At 73.0% G+C, this 22,757-nt stretch carries 24 protein-coding genes and 1 pseudogene; 15 read left to right on the top strand and 10 right to left on the bottom strand.

The features are described 5' to 3' along the window. The 3 genes from HW130_RS36500 to HW130_RS34505 form a co-directional block, all read left to right on the top strand. Positions 1-722: N-acetylmuramoyl-L-alanine amidase (locus tag HW130_RS36500; RefSeq protein WP_256356519.1), on the top strand; the 722-nt coding region annotated here is incomplete at its 5' end. 8 nt (positions 723-730) lie between these two features. Continuing rightward, positions 731-955: a holin gene (locus HW130_RS34515; RefSeq protein WP_177153721.1), complete on the top strand. Its 225-nt coding sequence runs from the start codon at positions 731-733 to the stop codon at positions 953-955. Positions 956-2,083: 1,128 nt separating this feature from the next. Beyond that, complete coding sequence (locus HW130_RS34505) at positions 2,084-2,578, top strand: hypothetical protein (protein WP_177153719.1); 495 nt, start codon at positions 2,084-2,086, stop codon at positions 2,576-2,578. 79 nt (positions 2,579-2,657) lie between these two features. Here the strand turns inward: HW130_RS34505 and HW130_RS34500 are convergent, their stop codons facing one another. From HW130_RS34500 to HW130_RS36490, 3 genes and pseudogenes are all read right to left on the bottom strand, one after another. Beyond that, the gene (locus HW130_RS34500; protein WP_177153718.1) at positions 2,658-3,512 is read right to left on the bottom strand and encodes a helix-turn-helix transcriptional regulator; all 855 of its coding nucleotides are present in this window, start codon (positions 3,510-3,512) and stop codon (positions 2,658-2,660) included. A 27-nt stretch (positions 3,513-3,539) separates the two neighbouring features. After that, positions 3,540-4,067 (bottom strand): DUF6879 family protein, encoded by a 528-nt coding sequence (locus HW130_RS34495; protein ID WP_177153717.1) that lies wholly within the window; start codon positions 4,065-4,067, stop codon positions 3,540-3,542. Further along, positions 4,039-4,301 (bottom strand): annotated as a pseudogene (locus tag HW130_RS36490) (hypothetical protein). The gene HW130_RS34495 and the pseudogene HW130_RS36490 overlap by 29 nt, the downstream one beginning before the upstream one ends. Before the next feature lie 164 nt (positions 4,302-4,465). Between HW130_RS36490 and HW130_RS34490 the strand changes: the two are divergent. From HW130_RS34490 to HW130_RS34475, 4 genes are all read left to right on the top strand, one after another. Further along, on the top strand, positions 4,466-4,666 hold the full coding sequence (locus HW130_RS34490) for a hypothetical protein (RefSeq protein WP_177153716.1): 201 nt from the start codon (positions 4,466-4,468) through the stop codon (positions 4,664-4,666). After that, positions 4,663-4,872, top strand: coding sequence for a hypothetical protein (locus tag HW130_RS34485; RefSeq protein WP_177153715.1), 210 nt, complete (start codon positions 4,663-4,665; stop codon positions 4,870-4,872). Before HW130_RS34490 ends, HW130_RS34485 begins: the two co-directional genes overlap by 4 nt. 135 nt (positions 4,873-5,007) lie before the next feature. Further along, positions 5,008-5,457 carry a hypothetical protein gene (locus HW130_RS34480; protein WP_256356518.1) on the top strand — a complete coding sequence of 150 codons (450 nt, stop codon included), beginning with the start codon at positions 5,008-5,010 and terminating at the stop codon, positions 5,455-5,457. 67 nt (positions 5,458-5,524) lie between these two features. Beyond that, positions 5,525-5,905 carry a hypothetical protein gene (locus tag HW130_RS34475; protein WP_309140661.1) on the top strand — a complete coding sequence of 127 codons (381 nt, stop codon included), beginning with the start codon at positions 5,525-5,527 and terminating at the stop codon, positions 5,903-5,905. Between the two features lie 454 nt (positions 5,906-6,359). On the opposite strand, the gene HW130_RS34470 is transcribed toward HW130_RS34475, so the two are convergent. From HW130_RS34470 to HW130_RS34455, 4 genes are all read right to left on the bottom strand, one after another. Continuing rightward, positions 6,360-6,539, bottom strand: a complete 180-nt coding sequence (locus tag HW130_RS34470) for a hypothetical protein (RefSeq protein ID WP_177153714.1) — start codon at positions 6,537-6,539, stop codon at positions 6,360-6,362. A gap of 258 nt (positions 6,540-6,797) precedes the next feature. Then, positions 6,798-8,273 (bottom strand): cellulose binding domain-containing protein, encoded by a 1,476-nt coding sequence (locus HW130_RS34465; RefSeq protein ID WP_177153713.1) that lies wholly within the window; start codon positions 8,271-8,273, stop codon positions 6,798-6,800. A gap of 168 nt (positions 8,274-8,441) precedes the next feature. Beyond that, entirely contained in the window at positions 8,442-9,836 is a 1,395-nt protein-coding gene (locus tag HW130_RS34460; protein WP_177153712.1) for a HAMP domain-containing sensor histidine kinase, read from the bottom strand. After that, on the bottom strand, positions 9,833-10,534 hold the full coding sequence (locus tag HW130_RS34455; RefSeq protein ID WP_177153711.1) for a response regulator transcription factor: 702 nt from the start codon (positions 10,532-10,534) through the stop codon (positions 9,833-9,835). The genes HW130_RS34460 and HW130_RS34455 overlap by 4 nt, the downstream gene beginning before the upstream one ends. 86 nt (positions 10,535-10,620) lie before the next feature. On the opposite strand from HW130_RS34455, the gene HW130_RS34450 reads away from it, so the two are divergent. Then, positions 10,621-11,130, top strand: coding sequence for a hypothetical protein (locus HW130_RS34450; RefSeq protein ID WP_177153710.1), 510 nt, complete (start codon positions 10,621-10,623; stop codon positions 11,128-11,130). On the opposite strand, the gene HW130_RS34445 is transcribed toward HW130_RS34450, so the two are convergent. Beyond that, positions 11,131-11,994 carry a fused MFS/spermidine synthase gene (locus HW130_RS34445; RefSeq protein WP_309140660.1) on the bottom strand — a complete coding sequence of 288 codons (864 nt, stop codon included), beginning with the start codon at positions 11,992-11,994 and terminating at the stop codon, positions 11,131-11,133. Positions 11,995-12,775: 781 nt separating this feature from the next. Next, a complete protein-coding gene (locus tag HW130_RS34440; RefSeq protein ID WP_177153708.1) occupies positions 12,776-13,204 on the bottom strand; it encodes a hypothetical protein in 429 nt (142 codons plus the stop codon). A 247-nt stretch (positions 13,205-13,451) separates the two neighbouring features. On the opposite strand from HW130_RS34440, the gene HW130_RS34435 reads away from it, so the two are divergent. Then, positions 13,452-14,882 (top strand): tetratricopeptide repeat protein, encoded by a 1,431-nt coding sequence (locus HW130_RS34435; RefSeq protein WP_177153707.1) that lies wholly within the window; start codon positions 13,452-13,454, stop codon positions 14,880-14,882. A 63-nt stretch (positions 14,883-14,945) separates the two neighbouring features. Here the strand turns inward: HW130_RS34435 and HW130_RS34430 are convergent, their stop codons facing one another. Beyond that, positions 14,946-15,542: a histidine phosphatase family protein gene (locus HW130_RS34430; RefSeq protein ID WP_177153706.1), complete on the bottom strand. Its 597-nt coding sequence runs from the start codon at positions 15,540-15,542 to the stop codon at positions 14,946-14,948. A gap of 134 nt (positions 15,543-15,676) precedes the next feature. On the opposite strand from HW130_RS34430, the gene HW130_RS34425 reads away from it, so the two are divergent. From HW130_RS34425 to HW130_RS34400, 6 genes are all read left to right on the top strand, one after another. Next, positions 15,677-16,555: a phosphatase PAP2 family protein gene (locus HW130_RS34425; protein ID WP_177153705.1), complete on the top strand. Its 879-nt coding sequence runs from the start codon at positions 15,677-15,679 to the stop codon at positions 16,553-16,555. Next, positions 16,485-17,828, top strand: a complete 1,344-nt coding sequence (locus HW130_RS34420; protein ID WP_309140659.1) for a hypothetical protein — start codon at positions 16,485-16,487, stop codon at positions 17,826-17,828. The genes HW130_RS34425 and HW130_RS34420 overlap by 71 nt, the downstream gene beginning before the upstream one ends. Next, a complete protein-coding gene (locus HW130_RS34415; RefSeq protein ID WP_177153704.1) occupies positions 17,819-19,408 on the top strand; it encodes a hypothetical protein in 1,590 nt (529 codons plus the stop codon). Before HW130_RS34420 ends, HW130_RS34415 begins: the two co-directional genes overlap by 10 nt. Beyond that, positions 19,405-20,745 (top strand): AAA family ATPase, encoded by a 1,341-nt coding sequence (locus tag HW130_RS34410; protein WP_309140658.1) that lies wholly within the window; start codon positions 19,405-19,407, stop codon positions 20,743-20,745. Before HW130_RS34415 ends, HW130_RS34410 begins: the two co-directional genes overlap by 4 nt. 73 nt (positions 20,746-20,818) lie before the next feature. Beyond that, positions 20,819-21,157 (top strand): hypothetical protein, encoded by a 339-nt coding sequence (locus HW130_RS34405; protein WP_177153703.1) that lies wholly within the window; start codon positions 20,819-20,821, stop codon positions 21,155-21,157. A 964-nt stretch (positions 21,158-22,121) separates the two neighbouring features. Beyond that, on the top strand, positions 22,122-22,748 hold the full coding sequence (locus HW130_RS34400; RefSeq protein WP_177153702.1) for a bifunctional DNA primase/polymerase: 627 nt from the start codon (positions 22,122-22,124) through the stop codon (positions 22,746-22,748). The last annotated feature ends 9 nt before the right edge of the window (positions 22,749-22,757 follow it).

Genomic DNA, 22,757 nt, shown 5'->3' with positions numbered 1-22,757 from the left:
CGTGGCCGGTCTCGGCAGCCAGTACCTGCCAAGCCCACCAGCAGCCCCGCCGCGCACCAGCGCAACGGGCTGACCGACTCGGCTTCGAGTGCATCAACCGCGGCGACGGCAAGGACCCTTGGCCCGCGGCGCAGCTGAAGGCCATCGAGAAGGCGTCCGCCGCGATCTGCCGCGCGCACGGCTGGTCCCACCGGTCCGTCATCGGCCACCTGGAGTGGCAGCCGGGGAAGGTCGACCCGCGCGGCTTCTCGATGGACTCGATGCAGACCCGGGTCAAAGACCGGCTGACGCCTCCCGCACCCGTACCGCCCGCCCCCGCACCGACCGAGGAGACGAACGTGCCCGCCAACTGGAACAAGGCCACCGAGACTGACGTCGATCTGACGCCCGGCGAGTGGAAGACCGTGGCCGCCGGCTCGGTCGACCTCGTCACCGGTGCCCAGTCGTACACCGGCTCGATGCACCTCACGCTCACGGCACCGGCGGGCGGCACGGTGCAGGGCCGCTTCTTCCACCTGCGCCCGGACGGGTCGCGCTGGACGTCGCCGATCGTCGAGCGGATCACGACCAGCGGCGGCAGCTTCCTGGACTTCCCGCACGCGGGAAGCGTCGAGCCCACCGAACGCGTGCGGTTCGAGGCGATCTACTACCCGGCCGACGACACCGACGAGACGCCAGCCCCCATCACGTCCGCGCGCCTGCGCGGCCTCTACTGGAAGTGAGAACCCTCATGGCAACCGCACCCGTCGAAACCAAGGTCAAGGCCGCCAGCGCGGCGACGTTCCTCGTCGGCATAGCCATCGCCGTACTCAACGCCGTCGCCGCCGACAGTTCCCTCCTCGGCCCGCTCCCCGCCTGGCTCCAGGCCATCACCCTGCCGCTCGTCCCGACCGCGCTGACCTGGCTGGCGGGCTACCAGGCCCGGCACACCCCGCGCAGCCCGATCAGCAGCTGACCAACCCGGAGGACGAACGTGGACGCTGCGACCATCGGCGCCATCGCCTCGATCGTCGTCGGGCTCGCAGCGGCCGCGGCCGCCGTGATCGGACAGCGCAGCAACGCGCGCGCCACCCACCAAGGCGTCGTCATGTCCGGCTACGGCGGCCTCGTCGACCGGCTCCAAGAAGAGCGCGACAAGCTCGAATCGAAACTGCGGGACACCGAAACCCTGCTGGCCGCGGCCTACGCCGAACTGGCAGGCGAGCGTGCCAACAAGGCCGCGCTGCAAGCTCAGATCGCCCAGCTCCAGGCCGAGATCGCCGACCTGAACCGACAGATCGCCGCCCTAGGAGTGCCGATACCGTCACCCCGACCCACCGCGCAGCGCAGGGGATGTTCGCTCGCCGTGTTCGATCCCTCGGCATCACGGCCTTCCTCACAATCCTCTCCGGCGTCGTCGTGCTGGTGTGGCTCCGTATCGACGCAGCCGACCGGCGGGCCGAGCAGCTGGCGAGCGAGGCGAATCGCCGCGGCACCGCGGTGTCGACCCTGGCTTCGGATGTGCGGGTCCTGCGGGCGCAGATCGAAGCGAAGGGGGAAACACCGGCGGCGCCGGATCCGGCACGAGCGGTCGATGACCTGCCCGGTCGGGCCGAGGTCCCCGTGCCGATCCCTGGCCCGCCCGGCCCGGCCGGTGAGCGGGGCGAGAGGGGGGAGCCGGGGAGGTCCGGCCCGTCCGGAACACCCGGCGAGCCTGGTGAACCGGGAGCAGCCGGCGCCGATGGCGTGGACGGGAGGGACGGCGTGGACGGGCAGGACGGTGCACCCGGCCCGGCTGGCCCCCAAGGGCCACAGGGCGAACGCGGGGAGAAGGGCGACCGCGGCGAGCAGGGGCCGCCTGGGCAGTCCTGCCCGGAAGGCTTCTCGTGGCAGACACCGAGCTACGACCGGGACGCGAAGATCTGCCGCCGCGATGGTGCCCCGGACCCATCGCCGCCGCCACAAGGGCCTCTGTCTCTCGCCCTGGCCCTGGATCCGCAGCGTCGCCAGTACCCATGAAGCCGCAATTCCGGTACATCGGCTGCGCTCGATCTCCACAGAGCGGATGATGCGACCCAACATCCGCACTGTCCTTGGGGGGACCATGCGCACCGGCACCACCGCCATCACCGCTCTACTCCTCGCCGCCGCCCTCGTCGGCTGTAGCTCCGGCAGCGAGGAGAATTCGGACGCCAAGCCCAAGACCTCCGCGGCCGCGCCGTCCGCAGACACGACGAATGCCCCCACCGCCAAGGACGTGAAGCTCGAACCCGAGTGGGCACCGAAGCTGGAAGCCACCCAGCAGGATGCGACGGCGGACTGCATGGCCCCGAGCAGCACCGCATGCTCCGAAGCCGTCGAACGCATCATGACCGTCGTCCGCGGCCTGGACGCTGCGATCGACCAGTCCGGGAAGCGGTACGCCCAGACGACTGCCCAGATCGTGAAGATGCAGGACGCGGAGAAGGTGTACATCGACGAGGGCTGCGCGGGAGACCCGGCTGCCGACGACCCGAACTCACCGTGCACCAAGGTCGTTGCGATCACCGTCGGAGCCTCCACGCTCCAGATGACGCTGATCACCGACGATCTGGCCTAGTCCCGTACCAGATTTGGCACGTCTGATGCGCCGTGCACGGTGCTCAGTGGTCCTGGGATCGGTGCTGCCACCGTCGCGCTCAGCTCAGCGCGTCGATCGCCTTCACGATCAGGGCACGAGCACTGGCACCGTACACGGCCATGCCTCGGAGCTCCTCGAACGCCTTCAGGTACAGGGCGATCTCCGACGGCTGGGTGATCTTCACCTGTGCCGACACCAGCTCAACAGACACAAGGGTGTCGTCGTAGACGTGGAACGTTTCCCGCGGCCATTGCTGCCGCCCCGGGGTCGCCATGGGGATGACTCCCAGGGAGACGGCTGGCAGGGCGCCCGCGGTGAGCAGGTAGCCGAGCTGGCCGGCCATGACCTCAGAGTCTCCGATCTGGTGGTGCAGAACGGCTTCCTCAACGAGCAGGACGAAGCGGTGTCCTGGTTCATGGATGATGCGAGACCGGTCGACGCGGGCCTGTGCCGCCTTGGTGATGTCCTCGTCGGGCAGCTCGCGAAAGTCGGCGACCGTCTTGAGCACGGCGGCCGCGTAGCCCTCGGTTTGCAGCAGCCCCGGCACGAGTGTGGACGAGTACACCCGGAACAGGTTGGTCTCGCGGAAGAACTGGAGCAAGCTGTCTTGTAGTTGCTTCAGCCCGTTCCGGACCTGATGGCGCCACTCGCGATACATCGATTCAGCGTTGAGGGACTGAACGATCAGGTCGCCTGCTTCATCCTCGACCTGGCAGGCCATGCACCACAGTCGGATGTCCTTGGCGGATGGGGCCGTGCGGGCGTTCTCGATGCGTGACGTCTTGGCGTGATGCCAGTGGCAGCGGTCGGCCAGCTCGGTGACCGTCAGTCCCGCGCTCCTTCGCAGATCCCGCAGTCGCCGCGCGACGACTTCCCGCGCGGCTTGTGCAGAGGAGGATGGAGAGATGGGCATGAGCTGGCCTGTCCGGTGCGTCGTGCGTCAGCGGATCTGGTACTGGTCGTGTGGTACTGCGCGTTCCCACACCGCCTCGAAGGCGTCCCCGCATAGTTTGGCAACTGCGGGGTCTTCGACATCCTCAGGCCCTGCCGAGGCGCCGTTGCCGGTGAAGTGGTTCCACCTGACCAGGCGCCCGTCGAAGAGCCAGAAGTCGTTTCCCGGTAGCGCGATGTCGGATGCCTGCCGTCTCGGCAGCCAGCGCACCTGCTCGCCCGCCTGAACGTTGACGGCCGTACCGGCGTGCTCGTAGCGGATGTAGTCAGTGACGGGTTCCGACACGATCCGAGCCCGCCTTACCGTGACCCCGCGGGCTACGGCCTTGGAGATCAGATCAACCCACGGCGCCCAGTAGGCGGAGCCGGGGTCTGTGTCGCATTTCCCGGTGCTGAGCCACGTGTTGAAGTCGTCGGCTTCGCCGCTGACGCCGTACTGGTCCCGCATCTCGAGGTGGACGGCTGAGCGCTCCGCGGCTGCCAACAGGTCATCGAAGCGTGGTGCGCTCTGCGGCATCGCAGGCCTCCCTGAGGATGGACACCATGTGTGCGGGGACGCGGATCACGGTCTCGTGGTCAGGGATTCCCTTCGCGTGCCCCGGCGCGGTGTTCTTCACGCACTGGTCACGCGTCGCGGCGTCAGCTGTGTAGCTCTGGAGCACGATATATCTCCGTTCTCCGTGTCCACCCAGGCTGTCGGGGATTCGTTCTGACCTGTGTTGGGGTCGATCCCGATGAACAGTAACGACATGACTGCCTCCTGCGACGAGTTGTGCAGTTGTGTGCAACACCGTCACCCACTGGCAGTTGTCGGTCAAGAGGGCGAAGCAGCCCAGTTGCTGCGCCAGAGTGATTGGCTGCACAGATCTGCACATTACTCGCGTGCACGCACAGCGGCTCTCTACGTTCCCGGTCATGGACGCACACGCCCGCCCTGCGGGGGCTGCCGACAAGGGACGGTCCGACTGGTGCCACTGGCACAAAGGGCCGTCCGAAACCGCGCGCCAGGTCCGGCTCGTCGAGCGCCAGTCCGGGTCGCCGCTGCCGCTGTACGCCTGCGCGCCGTGCCGCGAGCAGCGCGACCTCTCCCCCGCTATCGGGTGGGTGGAGGTATGACGACCACGCCCCCGCCGACCCTCGTTCGCACCGGGTGCCGGAACACGGACATCCCGCCAGCCGCCGCACTGTCATGGGAGGCATACGCCGGGCGGGCCTGCTACGCCTGCGGCAAGGCCCTCACGACCGGGGCGGTACTCGTCGGCCGGGCCAAAGGCCGCCAGGGTGCCCACGTCCTCGACACCGACGTCTACGCCTGCCCATGACCTGGGCCTGAACTCCCGTCCCGGCCGAATTCCATGGCAGGACCGCGGCCGGGACGGGTGGGCTCCTCACGGAGCCCGAGCGCACAACGGCGCACGGGAAGGCCGCGCGCCGAGCACGCACCCAAGGAGCATCGCATGACCGCTCTTGCAACCGAACTCCGCAGCGGCCGCCAGCTGGTCGACGGCGACCTCTTCGACCGCCTCGTCCGCTTCATCGTCCAGGAGGAGAAGGTCACGGCCGAGCGCGCCGAGCACGTGATGGACCAGGCGCTCGCGTTCCTCCACATGTCGGCCCACCGTAACGAGGGCCTGTCCCCGTCCCAGGCCGTCGACCCGGGGTGGCACGCGTTCATGCTGCACACCCGCGAGTACGCGGCCTGGTGCCAGGAGCAGTTCGGACGGTTCATCCACCACAACCCGTTCGCGGAGCCGCAGCTCTTCGACGGCGCGCAGATGCGGGCCACGGTGGCCGCCATCGAGGAGGCCGGGTTCGTCGTCGACCACGACCTGTGGGGCACAACCGCCAACTGCAACCCGCCGGCGTGCTGCGGCGACGGCGGTGGATGCGGAGGCGGCGGCAGCTGACCGCCCCGCTCAACGCGCGGCCGTCGTCCCGGCGGCCGCGCCCCCTTCTTCTGAGAACGGAGCAGCCGTGCCCACCCTTGAAGCCATCACCGCGACGAGTCGCCTCACCGTCTTCCCGCTGCACGGGCTGATGGTCGCGTACACCACGCAGTCCAGCGACGCCCGCGTCCTGGGTGACGTCGCCATCGTCGGCGTCGTCGAGCCGGACGGCGCGACCGGGGCCCACCTGTGGTGCATGGCCGCGTCCATGTACTCCAACCCGCCCACCGGCCAGACGCAGGCCCGCTGGATCCTCACGCAGTGCATCCGGGCCCGCATGTGCCGCGCGCCCTCGTACCGCGATCTCCCCGAAACGAAGTGGACAGCGAAGCTGGACCGCACGTTCATCCTCGACGGCCTGTTCGCCAACCACGACGTCCTGCGCACAGGCACGCTCACGATCGAGTAACGCCACACCTGATCGCCCGGGTCGGCCCCACGTCCTGGCCGTAACTGCCCGGAACCGGCGATTCCACTCGCCTCCCACGATCCGGCCCTCCAGCCCCTCCCCCAGGCGACGGAGCGGTCGGCGGCGCCCCTGCCTGACGGCGGGGGCGCTGTTCGTTTCCCAGACGTCTCGGTCACGGCGTCTTCTACTCACCCGCCAAGCGGACTGCGCGATCTTCGAACTCGGCTGTTCCCATGGGAACAGGGGCCGCCCTCGGCCCTCGTTCAGCCGCACCGAGCGTCATTGAGCGACATCGAAAGAAGCCCGAATGTCCCGATTCCGGGTATCACTGCAGGTCACAAGTGGGTCAAAAAACTGGTTCGAGTCCCGTCACTCACCCTGAATGATCAAGGGCCCCGGTCTTCGGACCGGGGCCCTTGGCGTTGTCGGGTCCTGTGCGGCCGACACGGGGCGGCTACGAGGACTCCCGGACCACCAGGCGCGTCGGCAGCACGATCGGCGGGCGTCCAGCGTCCGGCGTCGGCCCGAGGATCCGGTCCAGCAGGGCGCGGGCCATCCGGCGGACCGTCTCCTCCGTGGGCCGGGCGCACACTCGTCGGCGCCGTATCCATGCGGCGGGCGGGCCGCTGATCATGTCCTGCGCGGGGCCAGTGACGGCTCCGCCCCTGGCCCCACACGGCGCCTCCAACTCCCTTGCGGCCTTGCTGACGCGGGAGGGCCCCATCCCCCTTAACCGGGGCTCCGCCCCAGAGCCCCGTACAGCCTGAGAGCGCAATCCAGCCCCGCCGGCGTTCGAGGCGCGGGGCTTGGGGCGGAGCCCCAACGGTGGCGTCACGCCCCGGGAAGCCCCGCCGGCGTTTGAGGCGCGGTGCTCCCCGGGGCGGGCCCGGTGTCACTTGTAGGCGGCGAACGCCTTCGTGAAGGCCAGCGGGTCCTGGAGGATGGAGCTGCACGTGGCGTCCGCCGCCGGCTTCTCCCCGCCCGCGCACTGCTTGTCGCGCGTCGAGGACCACATCGACAGCCACCCCAGGTTCTTCGACTCGGCGAACCGCACCAGCTGGGTCGCGTCCTCCACCCTGAAGATCTCGGTGACGACGTCGTTGACGCCGATCATCGGCGTCACCGCGACGGTCCGCCACGCGTCCGCGTCCGACAGCCCGAGGACGCCCTTGATCTGCGCCTGCGTGGCCGTGGCGGCCTGGATGGCGTACTCGCCCATGTCGCCGCTGTACGCCGGCCCGTAGTCCATCGCCATGATGTTGACCGCGTCGATGCGCACACCGTTCTTCTTCGCGTCGGCGATCAGGTCCACGCCGGGCTGGGTCAGCCCTTCCGGCATGACCGGCAGGGTGAAGGAGACGTCCAGGTCCGGGTGCGACTTCTGGAGCTGCGCGATCGCCTGCGCACGCCGGGAGTTGGCGGCGGTGTCCGGAAGTGCGGCGCCCTCCACGTCGAAATCGACCTTGGTCAGCTTGTACGTGTCGACGACCTTGCCGTACGCCTTCGCCAGCTCGTCCGCCGTCGCGCAGTTCAGCGCCAGTTCGCGGCCGGCCGCGCCGCCGAAGGAGACGCGGACGTCGCCGCCCTTGGCGCGCAGGTCGCCGATCTGGGCCGCGACCTTGTCGTCGCCGAGTCCGGTCACGCCGCCCCAGAGCGGCACGCAGCCGCCGCCTGCGGTGATGAAGGCGAGGTGGAACTCCTTGACGCCCGTCTTCGCGGCGGTGTCCAGCATGTCGTACGCCGGGTACAGCGAGGTGTCGATGTACGGCGCGAACCGCGCGGGAGCGCCCGGCTTGGGAGCACCCGTCTGCGTCGGGGTCGGGATGGGGGTGGGGGTGGAACTCGGGACGCTCGGCGTCGGCGTGGGGGTCGGCGTCGGCGTCGGCGTGGGCTGCTCGGTGGGACGGCCGCTGGGCTGCGGCGTCGGGCCGCCGTCGGCCGAGCACACGGCCCCGTCGATGAGGCAGGACGCCGGGTCGGCCGCCTTGCCGGTCGCCGAGGTGACGAAGCCGACCGTGACGGAGGCGCCGGGCGCGAGCTCCTTGTTCCAGCTCGCGGGCTTCACGGTGACGTGCCGCCCCTCCACCGTGTGCTCACCGTTCCACAGGGAGCCGATGGTGGTGCCCTCGGGGAGGTCGAACTCGAGCGTCCAGCCGGACCGGGCCGTGCCGGTCTCGTTGGTGATGACGTACTGACCGGTGTAACCGCCGTCCCAGGAGCTGGTCCTGGTGTACGCGGCGCCGACCGCCGCGGCCTGCGCGGTGCCCGTGAGGACGACCGCCGCGCCGCCGATCACGGCCGCCACGACGACCGCGCCGACGGCCTTGGTCCTGACGCTCGCCCTGCGCCGGTGGGTACTGCTGCCCATCGCGTCCTGCCTCTGTGTTGCGGAAGTGGGGGTAGATGCGGCAGCACGCTAGCGACCGCGAAACGGACAATCGTCCGATCGCAGGCGGGCGTCGGGTTCCTTAGGACGCGCTTAAGGACGGCATCGGGGCCGATTAATGATCGGGGCCCGGCCGGGTGTGAAGCGCTCTCAGACGGTCGCCCTGCGGCGCCGCTGCACCCGCCCGCGGTGGCCGCGCCGGCGCTCGCCGCGCGCCGACTCGCGCGGATCGAGCCCGATCCACACGCGGACCTCCGTACCGCCGAGCACCGAGCGGCCGATGCGCACGTCACCGCCGGTCGACTCCGCGACCCGGCGCACGATGTCCAGGCCGAGACCGGTAGAGCCCTCCTTGGCCCCGCTGTTGCCGCGGGCGAGCGCGGCGGCCGGGTCGGCGATACCCCCGCCCGCGTCCGAGACGAGCACGATGACGGCGTCGTCGCTGTTGTGGACGTCGACGGAGAACGCGGTGCCCTCCGGGGTGTGCCGGAAGACGTTGCCGAGCAACGCGTCGAGGGCCGCGGCCAGTTCGGGGCGGGCGACGGGGATGCGCACGGGCCGGTCCACGCCCGCGAGCCGCACCGTGCGGCCCTCGTCCTCGGCGAGCGCCGACCAGAACTCCATCCGCTCGCACACCACTTCCGAGGCGTCGCAACCCGCGCCGGGCCCGGCCGCCGCGGTCTGCGGCTTCGCCTCGCGCGCCGTACGGATGATGGTGTCGACCTCGCGTTCCAGCTGGGCGACGGCCGCCCTGGTCTGCTCGGCGGCGGCGCTCTCGCCGAGCGAGGCCGCGTTGAGGCGCAACACGGTGAGGGGGGTGCGCAGCCGGTGCGAGAGGTCGGCGGCCAGTTCGCGCTCGTTGGCGAGGAGCTGGACGACCTGGTCGGCCATCGAGTTGAACGCGACGGCCGCGGAGCGCAGTTCGGGCGGCCCCTCCTCGGGGACACGGGTCCCGAGCCTGCCCTCCCCCAGCTCCTGCGCCGCACCCGCGAGCCGCTGGGCGGGCTGCACCATGCGGACGCCGAGCCGGTCGGCGACGGCGACCGACCCGACGACGAGCGCGACGCCGACGCCCGCGAGGACGAGCCAGGCGGTGTCGACGCCGTTGGACACCTCGCCCTCCGGCACGAAGATCTCGACGACGGCGATCTGCCCGGTGCCGATGGCGGTGGGCTGCAGCAGCGCGGAACCGCCCGGCACCTCGGTGATCGAGGCACGCCCGATACGCTGCACGGTGGCGAGGTCCTTGGCGGCCGCGCGCCGGCTCCCGATCTCCAGCGGCACACTGCCGAGTTCGCCGGAGGCGGGGATGTGCACGGCCATCCGGCCGGCCGCGCCGGCGGGCGTGGACTCGACGGCCCGCTCCAGCGGCCCGCGTTCGGTGGTGACGGTGAGCGTGGGGCCGATGGTGGCGGCCTGCCGCTCGGCGTTGGAGAACGCGCGGTCGCGCGCCATCTCCTTGATCACCATGCCGAGCGGCAGGGCGAAGGCGAGCACGACCATCACCGTGACGGCCAGGGAGACCTTGACCAGGGCCCATCTCATGGCCGCACGGCCTTCGGCGGCTCGAGCTTCACTCCCACTCCCCGCAGGGTGTGCAGGTACCGGGGGCGAGCGGCCGTCTCGCCGAGTTTGCGGCGCAGCCAGCTCAGATGGACGTCGATCGTCTGGTCGTCGCCGTAACTCTGCTGCCACACCTCGGCCAGCAGCTCCTTGCGGGGGACGACGACGCCGGGCCGGCCGGCGAGGAAGGCCAGCAGGTCGAACTCGCGGCGGGTGAGGTCGAGCGGGGCCCCGTCCAACTCCGCCTGGCGGCGCAGCGGGTCGATGGACAGTCCACCGACCTGGAGGACACGGCTGGGCGGGGCGTCGCCGGTGCCGGCGCGTGCCCGGCGGAGCACGGCGGCCATCCGCGCGGACAGGTGCTCCACGGAGAACGGCTTGGTGAGGTAGTCGTCGGCGCCGTCGTTGAGGAGCCGCACGATCTCGGCCTCGTCGTCCCGCGCGGTCGCGATGATCACCGGTACGTCGGTGATGCCGCGGAGCATCTTCAGGGCCTCGGCGCCGTCCAGATCGGGCAGACCGAGGTCCAGAATGACGACGTCGAAGCGGAAATGGGCCACCTCACGCAGGGCCTCCAGGGCCGTGCCGACGCTCCGTACCGTGTGGGAGGCGTCGGTCAAGTGCCTGATGAGGGCGGAACGCACGAACTGGTCGTCCTCGACCACGAGCACACTTGCCATGGGCGGCACCGTACGCCATCCGGGGGACACCGGCCCTGGACGGGCAGGCGGGACAGCCGGGGACCGTGTGGTGCACTATGGCCCGGATGAGCAGAGGACTGGTGCATGCCCTGGCATGGTCGCTGTCCACCGGAGCCGCGGTGACGCTGTCCTGGTGGGGCGTCCACACGGTCATGGCCGGAACCGCGTACGACCGCCCGCGCGCGCTGCCCATCACGGCGCAGACCTCGGCCCCGCAGGCCCCGTCGCCGGAGCCGACGCCGCCGCCGAGCCCGTCTCCCACACCGTCCCCGGTGAAGCCGTCGTCCACGCCCCCGCCGTCGCGGCCGTCGCCGGCCGAGCCGTCGAAGTCTCCGTCGCCCTCAGCCGCCGCGGGGAACGTGAAGGGCTACACGGTCAAGGGCGGCCGGGTCGTCTTCGACATCGGCGAGAGCTCGGCCGAACTGGTCTCGGCGACCCCGGCGTCGGGCTGGCAGATGCAGGTGTGGACGCAACCGTCGTGGATCCGGGTGACGTTCACGCGGGACGGCCACGAGGTGTCGGTCTTCTGCACCTGGAACGGTCACCCGCCGATGGTCCAGTTCGACGAGCGGTAGCTAGCCCTTGAAGACGGCGGCCGGCGGTACGGGCGAGTCCTTGGCGCTCGCGTCCGTGACCGGCGCCGCTCCTCCGGTGAAGTCGGCGAGCGCCCGGCCGTGTTCGACGCGCCCCGCGAAGGGGTCGCCCGCGACGCGGCGGGTCAGCTCGGCGACCGGCAGCTCGGAGTCCGAGGCGAGGAGCACGGCGTTGCCGAAGCGGCGGCCGCGCAGCACGGTCGGATCGGCGGCGAGCGCGAGCTCGGGGAAGAGCGCGGCGGCGGTCGCGATCTGGGCGCGCAGATGCGTGAGCGGGGGGCCGTCGGCGAGGTTGGCCGCGTAGTACGCGCCCGGGCGCAGCGCCCTTCTCACCTCGGCGAGGAACTCCGTACTGGTCAGGTGGGCGGGCGTGCGGGCCCCGCTGAACACGTCGGCGATGACGAGGTCCGCCCAGCCGTCCGGCACCTTGGCGAGTCCGGCGCGGGCGTCGGCCGCGCGGACCCGGATCCGGGCGCCGGGGTCCAACGGGAGCCGGGTGCGCACCAGTTCGACGAGGGCGGCGTCGACCTCGACGATCTGCTGCGTGGAACGGGGCCGGGTGGCGGCGACGTACCGGGCGAGGGTGAAGGCGCCGCCGCCGAGGTGCACGACGCGGAGGGGGCGGCCGGGCTGGGCGGCCAGGTCGATGACGTGGCCGAGTCTGCGCTGGTACTCGAAGGAAAGGTGGCCGGGGTCGTCGAGGTCGACGTGCGACTGGGGCGCGCCGTCGATGAGGAGGGTCCAGCCGCGGGGCCGCTCGCGGTCCTCGACGAGCTCGGCGACGCCGCCGTCCACGCGCTCGACGAGCCCCCCGCCGTCCCGCTCCCGCTGCCTGCGCCTGCCCACGCCCCCATTATCGCCGCGGCGCACACACGAGCGCGCCTGGGGGCCTCCCCCGCCCGCCCCCCGCCCTCGCGACGCCCGGCCGCCTCCGTGACGTTGTGCCACCCTCCCGGTGGTCGCCGACGCCGCGAGGCAGGCGCCCGTGGGCCCGTCCCAAGCTCATGCGCACCGCGCCGCGAAACACCGATCCGGGAGGTGAACCCGCCGCACCGCCCAGCAGACGCATGGCCGGAGCACCGGCCCGAGGATGCCTTCACGCCGCGAAGCGAGCGCGGCAGGGGTGCGTGAGCGGAACACGTTTCTTCCCGCCGCGAAACGGGCGCGGCAGGGGTGCGTGGGGCGGAGCCCCGGTCCGCAAACCTCGCGACGCGAATCGGGCGCGGCAGGCCGGTCTCGGACGTGGACCCGTCCCGCGGCCAAGCAGACGCATGGCCGGAGCACCGGCACGACGGTGCCTTCACGCCGCGAAGCGGGCGCAGCAGGGGTGCGTGGGGCGGAGCCCCGGTCCGCAAACCTCGCGACGCGAATCGGGCGCGGCAGGCCGGTCTCGGACGTGGACCCGTCCCGCGGCCAAGCAGACGCATGGCCGGAGCACCGGCACGACGGTGCCTTCACGCCGCGAAGCGGGCGCAGCAGGGGTGCGTGGGGCGGAGCCCCGGTCCGCATTTCCTCGCGCCGCGCGGCAGGCGCGGCAGGCGCGGGGCAGTGCCCCAGCTCTCGGCAGAGTTTCGGGGAGGGGCGGGGTGGGGGCATCCCCCCGCGGACGGCCCGCACTGCACGCGCCTCAGCAGCAGTTGTCCGCCGCCTCGATCAGCCGCGCCGCCTCCCCCAGCGCCTCCCTCAGCACCGCCGGGTCCGTCACCGCCTCCGCACCCTCCGGCGGCAGCAGCCAGAGCGAGCCCCGTACCGGCGGCACGCCGGGAACGCCAGGAATCCGCAGCCCCCGCCCCGACGTCTGCGTACACGCACTCCCCGGCACGTCCCACCCGTCGGCCGTGCCCGGCGGCACCAGGAAGCCGAGCGTGTCGCACGCCCCGTCGTGCAGCACCGGCCCCACCCCCGGTGCCGCCGCCGCGCGGCGCAGGATGTCGACGGCCTCCAGCCCCTGGCGCGCGGGCACCGTCACCAGGTCGCACGGCGCGGCAGGCGGCACGCTGCTGTCCGGGGTGGGCCCGTGGGCCACCGTGGTCGCGGGCGTCGCACCGGTCTCCATGCCGACCTCCAACAAGGGGATCCCCCTCCTCGCCGAGTCCCATAGGGAGACGCGTAGCCGGTCTCCTTACGGTTCAACGGCCGTGCGCGTCAACGGCTACGGCGGCACGCCGCCGCAAAGGATGGCAGTTCATGGCAGATCGCCGACGAGATGTCCCTTTTGTAGCCAAACCACGTGTGAGTGCCCTGTCACAGCAGGTACGTTCTTGCTCCGCCGGAACACGGCTGCACCAAGAGAGGGCTCGGCCATGGCGTCGTCGTCACAGGCATCGAGGGCGCACCCCGCGCACCCCAACCTGGCCTTCCGCCGGCTGCGCGGGTCTCGCTCCGCGGGCGAGTTCGCCACGGCCGTCCGCAGGGCCGCCCGCGAGATCGGCGAGCAGGTCTCGTGCGACGCCCGCTACATCGGCCGGGTCGAGGCGGGCGAGATCCGCTGCCCCAACTACGCCTACGAGCGGGTGTTCCTGCACATGTTCCCCGGTCTCACCCTGACCGATCTGGGCTTCACCGCCCGGGAGGACGTGCGCGGCCGCGGCCGCCGCGCGGCCGCCGATGCGCCGGAGGCCCGCCGCCCGGCACCCCCGTTCCCGCCGTGCCGTCCCTTCGAGGGCGGCCGGCCCAGCAGCGACAGTGACATCGACGAGGAGAGCGACGTGCTGCGTCGCGCATTCATGACGAGCGGCTCCGTCACGGTGGCGGCCGCCTCCCTGGGACTCGGTTTCGCATCCGGTTCCGGATCCGGTTCCGTGCCCGCGCAGCGCCGGGTCGGCGAGGCCGAGGTCGGCGCCGTCGAGGAGGCGGTGCGACGCATCCGCCTCCTCGACGACCGGCACGGCGCCGACGGGCTCTACCGGCGGGCCGCCCAGCCCCTGCGCGCCGCGTACGCGCTGCTCGACGCCGGGACGTGGTCCCGCAGGTCCACGGCGGACCGGCTGCACGCCGGGGCGGGCGAACTGGCCATCTCCGTCGGCTGGCTGGCCCATGACTCGGGCCGCTTCGACGACGCGCGCTCGCACTACGCGGAGGCGCTGGCCACCGCGCGCGTGGCGGGCGACCCGGCCCTGGAGGCCCACGCGTTCTGCAACACGTCGTTCCTGGCCAGGGATGCCGGCCGGTTCCGGGAGGCGGTGCGCACCGCGCAGGCCGGCCGGCGCGCGGCCCGGCAGGTCGCCTCCCCGCGGCTGCTGTCGCTGCTCGCGCTGCGGGAGGCGGGCGGCTGGGCCGGGCTCGGGGACCGCGCGGGCTGCGAGCAGTCGCTCGCCCGCGCGCACACGTACTTCGAGCAGGGGGCGTCGCCCGACGACCCGGAGTGGATGTCGTTCTTCGCCGAGCCCGAACGGGAGGCGCTGCAGGCGCAGTGCTGGGCGGCGCTCGGCGACTTCACGCGCGCCGCCCACCACGCGCGCCGCGCGGCGGCGCTCCAGGACCACCGCTTCACCCGCAACCTCGCGCTCTACCGCGCGGAGCTCGCCGCCGACCTGGCGCGCGCCGGCGTCCCGGACGAGGCGGCCGCGGCAGGTGAGCAGGTGCTCGCGCTGCTCGGGGACGTCCGGTCGTCGCGTATCCGGACGATACTGGCGGACACCGCGCGGGTGCTGGCGCCTCACCGGCGCGCCGAGGGGGTCGCGGCCTTCCTGGACCACCATGCGACGGCGACCCGACGGGTGTCCCGCGCGTAAGGCTGGGGCCCGCGGGAGGTGCACAGGACGGCCGGACGCCCGTAGCAGGACGCCGGCCGCTGCTCAGACCTCCAGGTGCCCCAGGTCGTTCCAGCGCTCGAACGCGCGCTCCCCGTACGCCCACGAGAGGACCGACAGGCTCGTCGGGTCGAGGCGGATGCGCGCGCCGAACGAGATGTCCTGTCCCAGCCAGCGCGCCCCGATCGCGCGCAGGATGTGGCCGTGCGCGAAGACGAGCACGTCACGGTCGGCGGACAGCGCCCACTCGACGACCTCGTCCGCGCGGGCGGAGACCTGGGCGAGCGTCTCTCCCTCCGGGACGCCGTCGCGCCACAGCAGCCAGCCGGGCTGCCGGGCCTGGATCTCGGGCGGGGTCAGCCCCTCGTACGCCCCGTAGTCGTACTCCATCAGCGCGTCCCACGGCTGCGCCCGGTCTCCGAAGCCGGCCAGGGAACACGTCTCGCTCGCCCGCACGAGCGGGCTGGTGCGGATCTCGACACCGGGGAGCCCGGACCACGGCGCCCGGTGCAGCCGCTCACCCAGCAGCTTGGCGCCGCGCCTGCCCTCTTCGAGCAGCGGGATGTCCGTCCTGCCGGTGTGCCGGCCACTCAGCGACCATTCGGTCTGGCCGTGCCGTGCGAGCAGGATCCGCGGTGCCATGGGCGCTCCCTGGTGTTCACGAGTGCTTGTCGTTCCATCATCCCGCACCCCATCGGGAGGCAACCTCCGGGACGGGGAAGGCGTCCCCATTCCAGGACGAGTGATCCTTCGAACTGAAGACGGAGACCGACCGGATGCCGCTCCCCGCGCAGCACCAACGGCCCCGCTGGTGGACCGAACTGATGCTGATCGCCGTGGTGTACGCGGCATACTCCGCAGGACGGCTCCTCGCTCGCGGCGACGTGTCCACGGCCGTGGACCACGGACTGGCGATCCTGCGCGTGGAGAAGGCGCTCCTCGTCGATGCCGAGCACCCGCTGAACCGTCTCTTCACCGACACCCCGGCGATCGGCATACCCGCCGACTTCGCCTACGCGACCCTGCACTACCTCGTGACCCCGGCGGTCCTCGTCTGGCTCTTCCGCCGCCGCCCCGCCCACTACCGGGCCGCCAGGACCTGGCTGATGGTCTCCACCCTGCTCGGCCTGGCCGGCTTCACGCTGATGCCGACCTGCCCGCCGAGGCTGCTCGACGCGGCCCACGGCTTCGTCGACACGATGGCCCAGTACAGCGCGTACGGCTGGTGGGGCGGGGAGGCGAGCGCGCCGCGCGGGCTCGGCGGCATGACCAACCAGTACGCGGCCATGCCCAGCCTCCACGTCGGCTGGGCCCTGTGGTGCGGTGTGATGCTCTGGCGGCACGGCCGTACGCCGCTGGTGAAGGCACTCGGCGTCGCCTACCCGCTGCTGACCACGGTCGTCGTCATGGGCACCGCGAACCACTACTTCCTCGACGCCGTCGCCGGAGCCGCCGTGATGGGCGTCGGCGCGCTGCTCGGGCCGTACGCGATGCGGCTCGCCGGCCGGGTCACCGGCCGCTTCGCGCACCGCGCGACGCCCGCCGTTCTCCCCGTTGTCGGTGGCGGATGCGAGACTTCGGCGGGTGAGCGAATCCCCGGACAGCGCACCTCCTCCGAAGGCGCCGACGACAGCACTCAGGCAGCGGCTCGCTGAGCTGCGCGGCCCCGCCGCGCAGCCCCATCCGCTGGACGCCCGCGCGCTCGCGGCCCTCGCCGCCAACCCCGGCTGCAAGCGGCGCGCCCTGCTGGACGGCGCCGGCGTGGACAAGGCCGCGTTGGCCTCGGCGCTCGGCTCTCCGGCGTCCTTCGGCCAGTCGCAGTTCGCGTTCATGCGGGGCAACGCCTTCGAGGCCAAGGTCAAGGCCGACGGCGGCAAGGAGCTGATGCGGCTGCTCGGCCTCGACGACCCGCACGAGGTGCACGTCCCCGACCTCTCGGCGACGGGCCCCGAGGGCCGCACGGCCCGCACCGCGCTGGCACTGCGCGAGGCGACCGGCGCCGGGGGCTTCGCGCTGCTCGACCACCCGATGCTGGCGCTGGACGTCGCGGGCTCCCCGGCGTATCTGGAGCCGGACGCGGTCGTGGTGCACCCCGACGGCCGGTGGACGGTCGTGGAGATCAAGTCGTTCCCGATCATCGACGCGGCCGCGGACGCCGCGAAGGTGGGCGCGGCGGCGCGGCAGGCCGCGGTGTACGTGCTGGCGCTGGAGCGGCTCGCGGCGCTGACCGAGGGCGCCTCCGTGGCCCACAGTGTTCTGCTGGTCTGCCCGAAGGACTTCACCAACATGCCGACCGCGTCCGTGGTGGACGTGCGCAAGCAGCTGTCGGTGACCCGGCGCCAGTTGACCCGGCTGGCGCGGCTGGAGGACATCGCGGCGGAGCTGCCCGACGGCGTGACGTTCGACGTGGAGTCGTGCTCGGCCGAGGAGCTGGCCGATGCCGTCGAGCAGGTGCCGCACGCGTACGCGCCCGAGTGTCTGGCCGCCTGCGAGCTGGCGTTCCACTGCCGCGACCGCGCCCGGCTCGCGGGCGCGGTGGAGGCGCTGGGCCGGTCGGTGCGGGGCGAGCTCGGCGGGCTGACGACCATCGGGGACGTCCTCGCCGCCGCGCGCGGTGAGGCCGGCGACCCCGAGGACCCGGCGGTCGGCGCGCTGCGCCGGGCGGCGGCCCTGCGGGCGGAGTCCCTGCGGACGGCCGGCCGGACCGCCGCGGTGACGGAGACAGCCGCCGACCGGGTCCCGGTCCCGGGCCCGGCGACGAACCGCGCGACCGGCCGTCCCACGGCGGCCGACCGGACCGCCGACAGGCCCGCCGTGGCCCGGGCGGCTACCGCCGGCCGCGAGACCGCCCCCGTGAGCGACGCCGCGCGCGCGAGCTCGGCCGCCCCGCGCGGGGCCCTGGCCGAGGAGGGCGTCGAATGTCGCTGATCTCGACCCTCGCGCGGCTGGAGGCCGTCGAGTCCGGGCGGGCCCAGCCCCTCGCGGGGGTCCGCCACCGCCATCTGGCGCAGCGGCCCCTGGTGTTCGTCCCGCTCACGACCGCGGGCGAGGCCGGCGCCCCGCTCGGGGCACTGGTGGGCACGGACCCCGGCCGGCCGCAGCTGTTGGTCGTGGCCCAGCCGCGCGACCGCGACCTGCGCTCGGCCTTCCTCGCGGAGCTGGCCGACGCCGTCCTTCCGTACATGGACGCGTTCGGCGACGACGTCGAGCACGTCGAACGCAAGGAGACCGACGCGGAGACCGGCAAGAAGGTCACCGTCGAGGTCGAACTGTGCGCCGACGCCCCGCAGTTGATCGTGCCGAGCCGCGCGGGCGTCGAGTACGTGCGGATGCTGGGCCGCTCGATGCGCTTCCGGCGCACGGCCGAGCAGGACCCCGACACGCCCTACCCCGCGCCGCCGCGCGTCCCGCTGCTGGGCCGCTGGCTCACCCACTACGGGGAGCGGGCCCGCGTGCCCGGCTCCTCGCTGCTGCTGGCGGCGACCGACCTGCTCAACCGGCACTGGGCGACGGGCCAGTCCTCGCTGGAGGACCAGCACTTGGGCGCCGTGCTCGCGTGGATCGACCCGGGCGAGGGCGAGTCGGGGGCCGAGGCCGCGCTGCGGGCGGAGCTGGCCCGCGGCCGGGACGGGCAGCTGCTGTGTCCGCCGGCCGGTCCCGCGACCGACCCGGCGTTCGACAACCGGCTGCTGGCGCCCGCGATGGAGCGGTTCGACCGGGCGCGGCAGCTGCTGGCGGCCGCGGAGGACGGGGCGAGCGCGGACGAGCGCCTGGGCGAACTGCACGACGCCGAGCGGGAGATCCGCCGCCTGATCGCGAGCCAGTTGCGGCCCACGTGGGAGGCGGTGTGGCGGACGGTCGAGCTCATGCGCGAACTGCCCGAGGGCTCCCGGGTACCCGACCGCTGGACCCGCGACCGCTGGTCGTTCACCGCGCATCGCGACCGGGTACGGGCCGGGGAGCCGCCGCAGCCCAGGCGCGACGACGCGGTGACCGCCGCGCACAAGCTCGCCGCGCGGGAGAGCGCGCAGGCCCAGCTGGACGCGCACGAGGCGCTGGACGATCCGCTGGTGCTGGCCGGTCACCGGCTCGCGGGCCAGGCATTCACCGCCGAGGTGCTCGACGTGGAGATGGCCTGGTCCGAGTCGAAGCGCCCGAGCCCGCGCCCGCTGGTCACCGTGCGCACGGACGACCGCCCGCACCTGAGCGAGGGGGCGAAGGTGTACCGCTCGCTCGAAGGCAAGCCGCAGACCGCCGAGTTCGTGCGGTACGAGGGGGACGGCGTCCTCGTGCTGCGCGTCACCGACCGCATGGGCCGCGCGAAGGAGCCCGCCGAGGGGTCGGTGCCGGCCAAGGGCGACCTGATCGACTGGACCCTGTTCGAGCACGACCAGCGGGGCGGCCCGAAGCTGCCCGACCCGGAGGAGACGCCGTGGACACACGGCGGACCTCCGCGCTCCGACACCGCCGAGAGCCCCGACCTCGTCACCCCGGAGGATCTCCTGTGACGTCTCCCGTGACGTTCGACCCCTCGGCGGAGGCCGCGCGCGCCACCGCCGACATCCTGCACGACACCCTCCACGGGGACGCCCGGGGCGTCGTCGTCGACTCGCCGCCCGGCGCGGGCAAGTCGACGCTCGTGGTGCGGGCCGCGCTCGAACTGGCCGGGGCAGGACGCCCGTTGATGGTCGTCGCGCAGACCAACGCGCAGGTGGACGACCTGGTGCTCCGTCTCGCCGACAAGGAGCCGGAGGTGCCCGTCGGCCGCCTCCACTCCAACGACTCCGACCCGTACGACAAAGCGCTCGACGCCCTGGACAACGTCCGTACGTCGGCGAAGGCCGCCGATCTCGCCGGCCTGGACGTCGTCATCTCGACGGCGGCGAAGTGGGCGCACGTGCAGAACGTCGAGCCGTGGCGGCACGCGATCGTCGACGAGGCGTACCAGATGCGCTCTGACGCGCTGCTCGCAGTCGCTGGACTGTTCGAGCGTGCGCTGTTCGTCGGCGATCCCGGCCAGCTCGACCCGTTCTCCATCGTCGGCTCCGAGCAGTGGGCGGGGCTCTCGTACGACCCGTCGGCGAGTGCGGTCTCCACGCTCCTCGCCCACAACCCGGACCTGCCGCAGCACCGGCTGCCCGTCTCCTGGCGGCTGCCGGCCTCGGCGGCGCCGCTGGTGTCCGACGCCTTCTACCCGTTCACGCCCTTCCGCAGCGGCACCGGCACGGGCGACCGGCGGCTCGCCTTCGGCGTCCCCTCCGACGGCTCGGGCCCGGACCGGGTGCTGGACGAGGCGGCCGAGTCCGGCTGGGGCCTGCTGGAGCTGCCCGCGCGCCGCACGCCCCGTACGGACCCGGAGGCGGTCGGGGCGGTCGCGCTGGTGGTGCGGCGGCTGCTGGACCGGGGCGGGGCGGCGGTCTCCGAGGTCTCCGTCGAGCCCGTGCCGCTGACCGCCGACCGCATCGCGGTCGGCACGGCCCACCGCGACCAGGCGGCGGCGGTCCGCGCGGCGCTGGGGGACCTGGGGGTCTCGGGAGTCACGGTCGACACGGCGAACCGGTTGCAGGGCCGCGAGTACGACGTGACCGTCGTGCTCCACCCGCTGTCGGGCCGCCCGGACGCGACGGCGTTCCACCTGGAGACGGGCCGCCTGTGCGTCCTCGCCTCGCGCCACCGGCACGCGTGCATCGTGGTGTGCCGCGCGGGTGTGGGCGATCTGCTGGACGAGCACCCCTCGACGGAGCCGGTGCGGCTCGGCGTGACCGTGAAGTTCCCGGACGGCTGGGAGGCGAACCACGCGGTGCTGGCGCACCTGGCCGAGCACCGGGTGAGCTGGCGGCCGTGAGGCCCTCTTGCGGCGAGCGGGACAATGGATGACGGCCCGGGGCCCGGGCCGTGGTGCGAGGAGGAGAACGGACATGGCAGAACCGGAGCGGACGACCGAGCGCAGGATGCGGCCGGCCCCGCTGCTCTTCGAGCCCTCGGAGGCTGCCGCCGACCCCGAGCACTTCTTCGACCTGGAGTCCCTGGAGGACCCCCAGGAGCTGCTGTCCCGCGCGACGGAGCTCACGCTGGCCTTCCGGGCGGCGACGGACCGCGCGATGGAGTACCAGGCGATGGCCGCGGCCCAGCTGGCGGACCCGCGCCGCTTCGACCGGCTGACGCCGTCGGAAATCGGGGAACGGGCGGGCTGGACGGAGGACTACGCGCAGAAAATGATCGACTTCGGCCGCGACCTCCTCCGCGGGGCTCCCTGACGCTCGCGTGTCCCTGCGCCCCGGGGTGCCACGCCCCGAGGGCATTGGCGCGCTCCGGCCCTCCATGCCGGCGCCCGCCGCACGAAGCTGCCGCCTCCAGGTGACGCGCATACCCGCGACCCGAAGCTGCCCCAGGCCGGGGCCCCTCGACACGGAGCTGCCGCGTAGGGATCGCGACCATGCCGCGGCGCGGCGCGCCAGCTGCGGCCATGCCCCCAGTGTGGAGCTGCCGCCCGAGGGCGTGCCCGCCATCCCGCGGCGCGAAGCGGCCGCAAAGGGCGTGGAGGCGTCAGCCGGCCCCGCCAGTCCCCGACGGCACGCCTGGGTGCGGCCATCCCGGGGCGGGGAAGCTCCCCGCGGGCGCGCCAGCTGCGGCCATGCCCCCAGCGTGGAGCTGCCGCCCGAGGGCATGCGGCCGTCCCGAGACGCGAAGCCGCCGCCCCGAGGGCGTGCCCGCCATCCCCGCGGCGCGAAGCTGCCCCGGGGACGTGGGGGCATCAGCCCCGACATTCCTCTACCCCCGCATAGGGCCGCGGGGCCGAAGCCCGCGGCTTCGGGAAGCCGGGGCAGGGGAAAGCCCCACCAGGCCGCCCGCACGCCGGGTGCGGCAATCCGGTGGCGCGGAAGCTCCCGCGAGGGGGGCGACACCCGCACGTCGGGCGCGGCATGCTCCCAGCGGGAGCTGCTACCCCAGGGCGTGCGGCCGTCCCGCGGCGCGAAGCCGCCGCACAGCGGGGTGGGGGCATCAGCACTGGCCTCGCATGGGGCCCGGGCGAAGCCCGGTTTCAGGAAGGGGCGGGGTGGGGGAAAGCCCTCGGCCCGGGCCAATACGCCCGCACGCCCCACGTCCCGCATATGCCAGCCACACGCGGCCAGGCGCAAGATACTCCCCTCCGACCCGCCCTGTCCCCGTTTCCGTCAACCCTGGGAAACCGGAACGTTACTGCCGGTAGACCTGGTCCCCATGAGCGCATGGCCGCGAGACCGAGAGCACACTACGGACATCTTCGCCCTCCTGCGCGAGGAGAGCCGCGATCACGTCACCGAGGTCACCCCGCCCGGGGCCGGGTGGCTCGCTTCCGCCCAGGCGCATCCCAGGTCGGCGCTGGCGCAGTGGGAGGACCGGCCCACCGCCCCCGCCGTCCTCCCGTGCGGCACCGTCTTCGACGTCGTGAACGTGCCCACCGTCTTCGGGCGCCGGATGCTCGGCCGGCTGTGGGACGAGGGCCCCGGCTCCGGGCCCGTCGCCATGCACCGGGGGCGCATGATGCTCTTCGCCGCCCCCGGCACAGCCCAGCGCCTGCCGTCGCTGCTCGACTGGGAGGAGTGGGGCGAGGCCGTTCCGCCGCTCATCTGTCACGGCATCGGCGACGCCGTGACCGTCCCGCCCCTGACGCCCTCCGACACCCCCTCGGCGCCGCGCTGGCTTGTGGCCCCCGACACACGTCGCCCCTGGCTGCCGGGGCCCGAGGTGCTGCTCTGGGCCTGTGTCCGGGCCGCTCGCGACGGGGCGCGGCCGGGTGTCCGCATATCGATTTTTCCTCCCGCCGACCAGGGTGCTAAGGTCTACGACGTCAGCAGGCGCCGCTAGCTCAGTTGG

The sequence above is a fragment of the Streptomyces sp. PKU-EA00015 genome (assembly GCF_013387495.1).
Classification (GTDB): Bacteria; Actinomycetota; Actinomycetes; order Streptomycetales; family Streptomycetaceae; genus Streptomyces.
This window is presented reverse-complemented; position numbering and strand designations above follow the sequence as displayed.

Coding starts and splice junctions, on each gene's coding strand:
- HW130_RS34515 (WP_177153721.1), top strand. CDS start 731: ATGGCAACCGCACCCGTCGAAACCAAGGTCAAGGCCGCCAGCGCGGCG.
- HW130_RS34505 (WP_177153719.1), top strand. CDS start 2,084: ATGCGCACCGGCACCACCGCCATCACCGCTCTACTCCTCGCCGCCGCC.
- HW130_RS34500 (WP_177153718.1), bottom strand. CDS start 3,512: ATGCCCATCTCTCCATCCTCCTCTGCACAAGCCGCGCGGGAAGTCGTC.
- HW130_RS34495 (WP_177153717.1), bottom strand. CDS start 4,067: ATGCCGCAGAGCGCACCACGCTTCGATGACCTGTTGGCAGCCGCGGAG.
- HW130_RS34490 (WP_177153716.1), top strand. CDS start 4,466: ATGGACGCACACGCCCGCCCTGCGGGGGCTGCCGACAAGGGACGGTCC.
- HW130_RS34485 (WP_177153715.1), top strand. CDS start 4,663: ATGACGACCACGCCCCCGCCGACCCTCGTTCGCACCGGGTGCCGGAAC.
- HW130_RS34480 (WP_256356518.1), top strand. CDS start 5,008: ATGACCGCTCTTGCAACCGAACTCCGCAGCGGCCGCCAGCTGGTCGAC.
- HW130_RS34470 (WP_177153714.1), bottom strand. CDS start 6,539: ATGATCAGCGGCCCGCCCGCCGCATGGATACGGCGCCGACGAGTGTGC.
- HW130_RS34465 (WP_177153713.1), bottom strand. CDS start 8,273: ATGGGCAGCAGTACCCACCGGCGCAGGGCGAGCGTCAGGACCAAGGCC.
- HW130_RS34460 (WP_177153712.1), bottom strand. CDS start 9,836: ATGAGATGGGCCCTGGTCAAGGTCTCCCTGGCCGTCACGGTGATGGTC.
- HW130_RS34455 (WP_177153711.1), bottom strand. CDS start 10,534: ATGGCAAGTGTGCTCGTGGTCGAGGACGACCAGTTCGTGCGTTCCGCC.
- HW130_RS34450 (WP_177153710.1), top strand. CDS start 10,621: ATGAGCAGAGGACTGGTGCATGCCCTGGCATGGTCGCTGTCCACCGGA.
- HW130_RS34440 (WP_177153708.1), bottom strand. CDS start 13,204: ATGGAGACCGGTGCGACGCCCGCGACCACGGTGGCCCACGGGCCCACC.
- HW130_RS34435 (WP_177153707.1), top strand. CDS start 13,452: ATGGCGTCGTCGTCACAGGCATCGAGGGCGCACCCCGCGCACCCCAAC.
- HW130_RS34430 (WP_177153706.1), bottom strand. CDS start 15,542: ATGGCACCGCGGATCCTGCTCGCACGGCACGGCCAGACCGAATGGTCG.
- HW130_RS34425 (WP_177153705.1), top strand. CDS start 15,677: ATGCCGCTCCCCGCGCAGCACCAACGGCCCCGCTGGTGGACCGAACTG.
- HW130_RS34415 (WP_177153704.1), top strand. CDS start 17,819: ATGTCGCTGATCTCGACCCTCGCGCGGCTGGAGGCCGTCGAGTCCGGG.
- HW130_RS34405 (WP_177153703.1), top strand. CDS start 20,819: ATGGCAGAACCGGAGCGGACGACCGAGCGCAGGATGCGGCCGGCCCCG.
- HW130_RS34400 (WP_177153702.1), top strand. CDS start 22,122: ATGAGCGCATGGCCGCGAGACCGAGAGCACACTACGGACATCTTCGCC.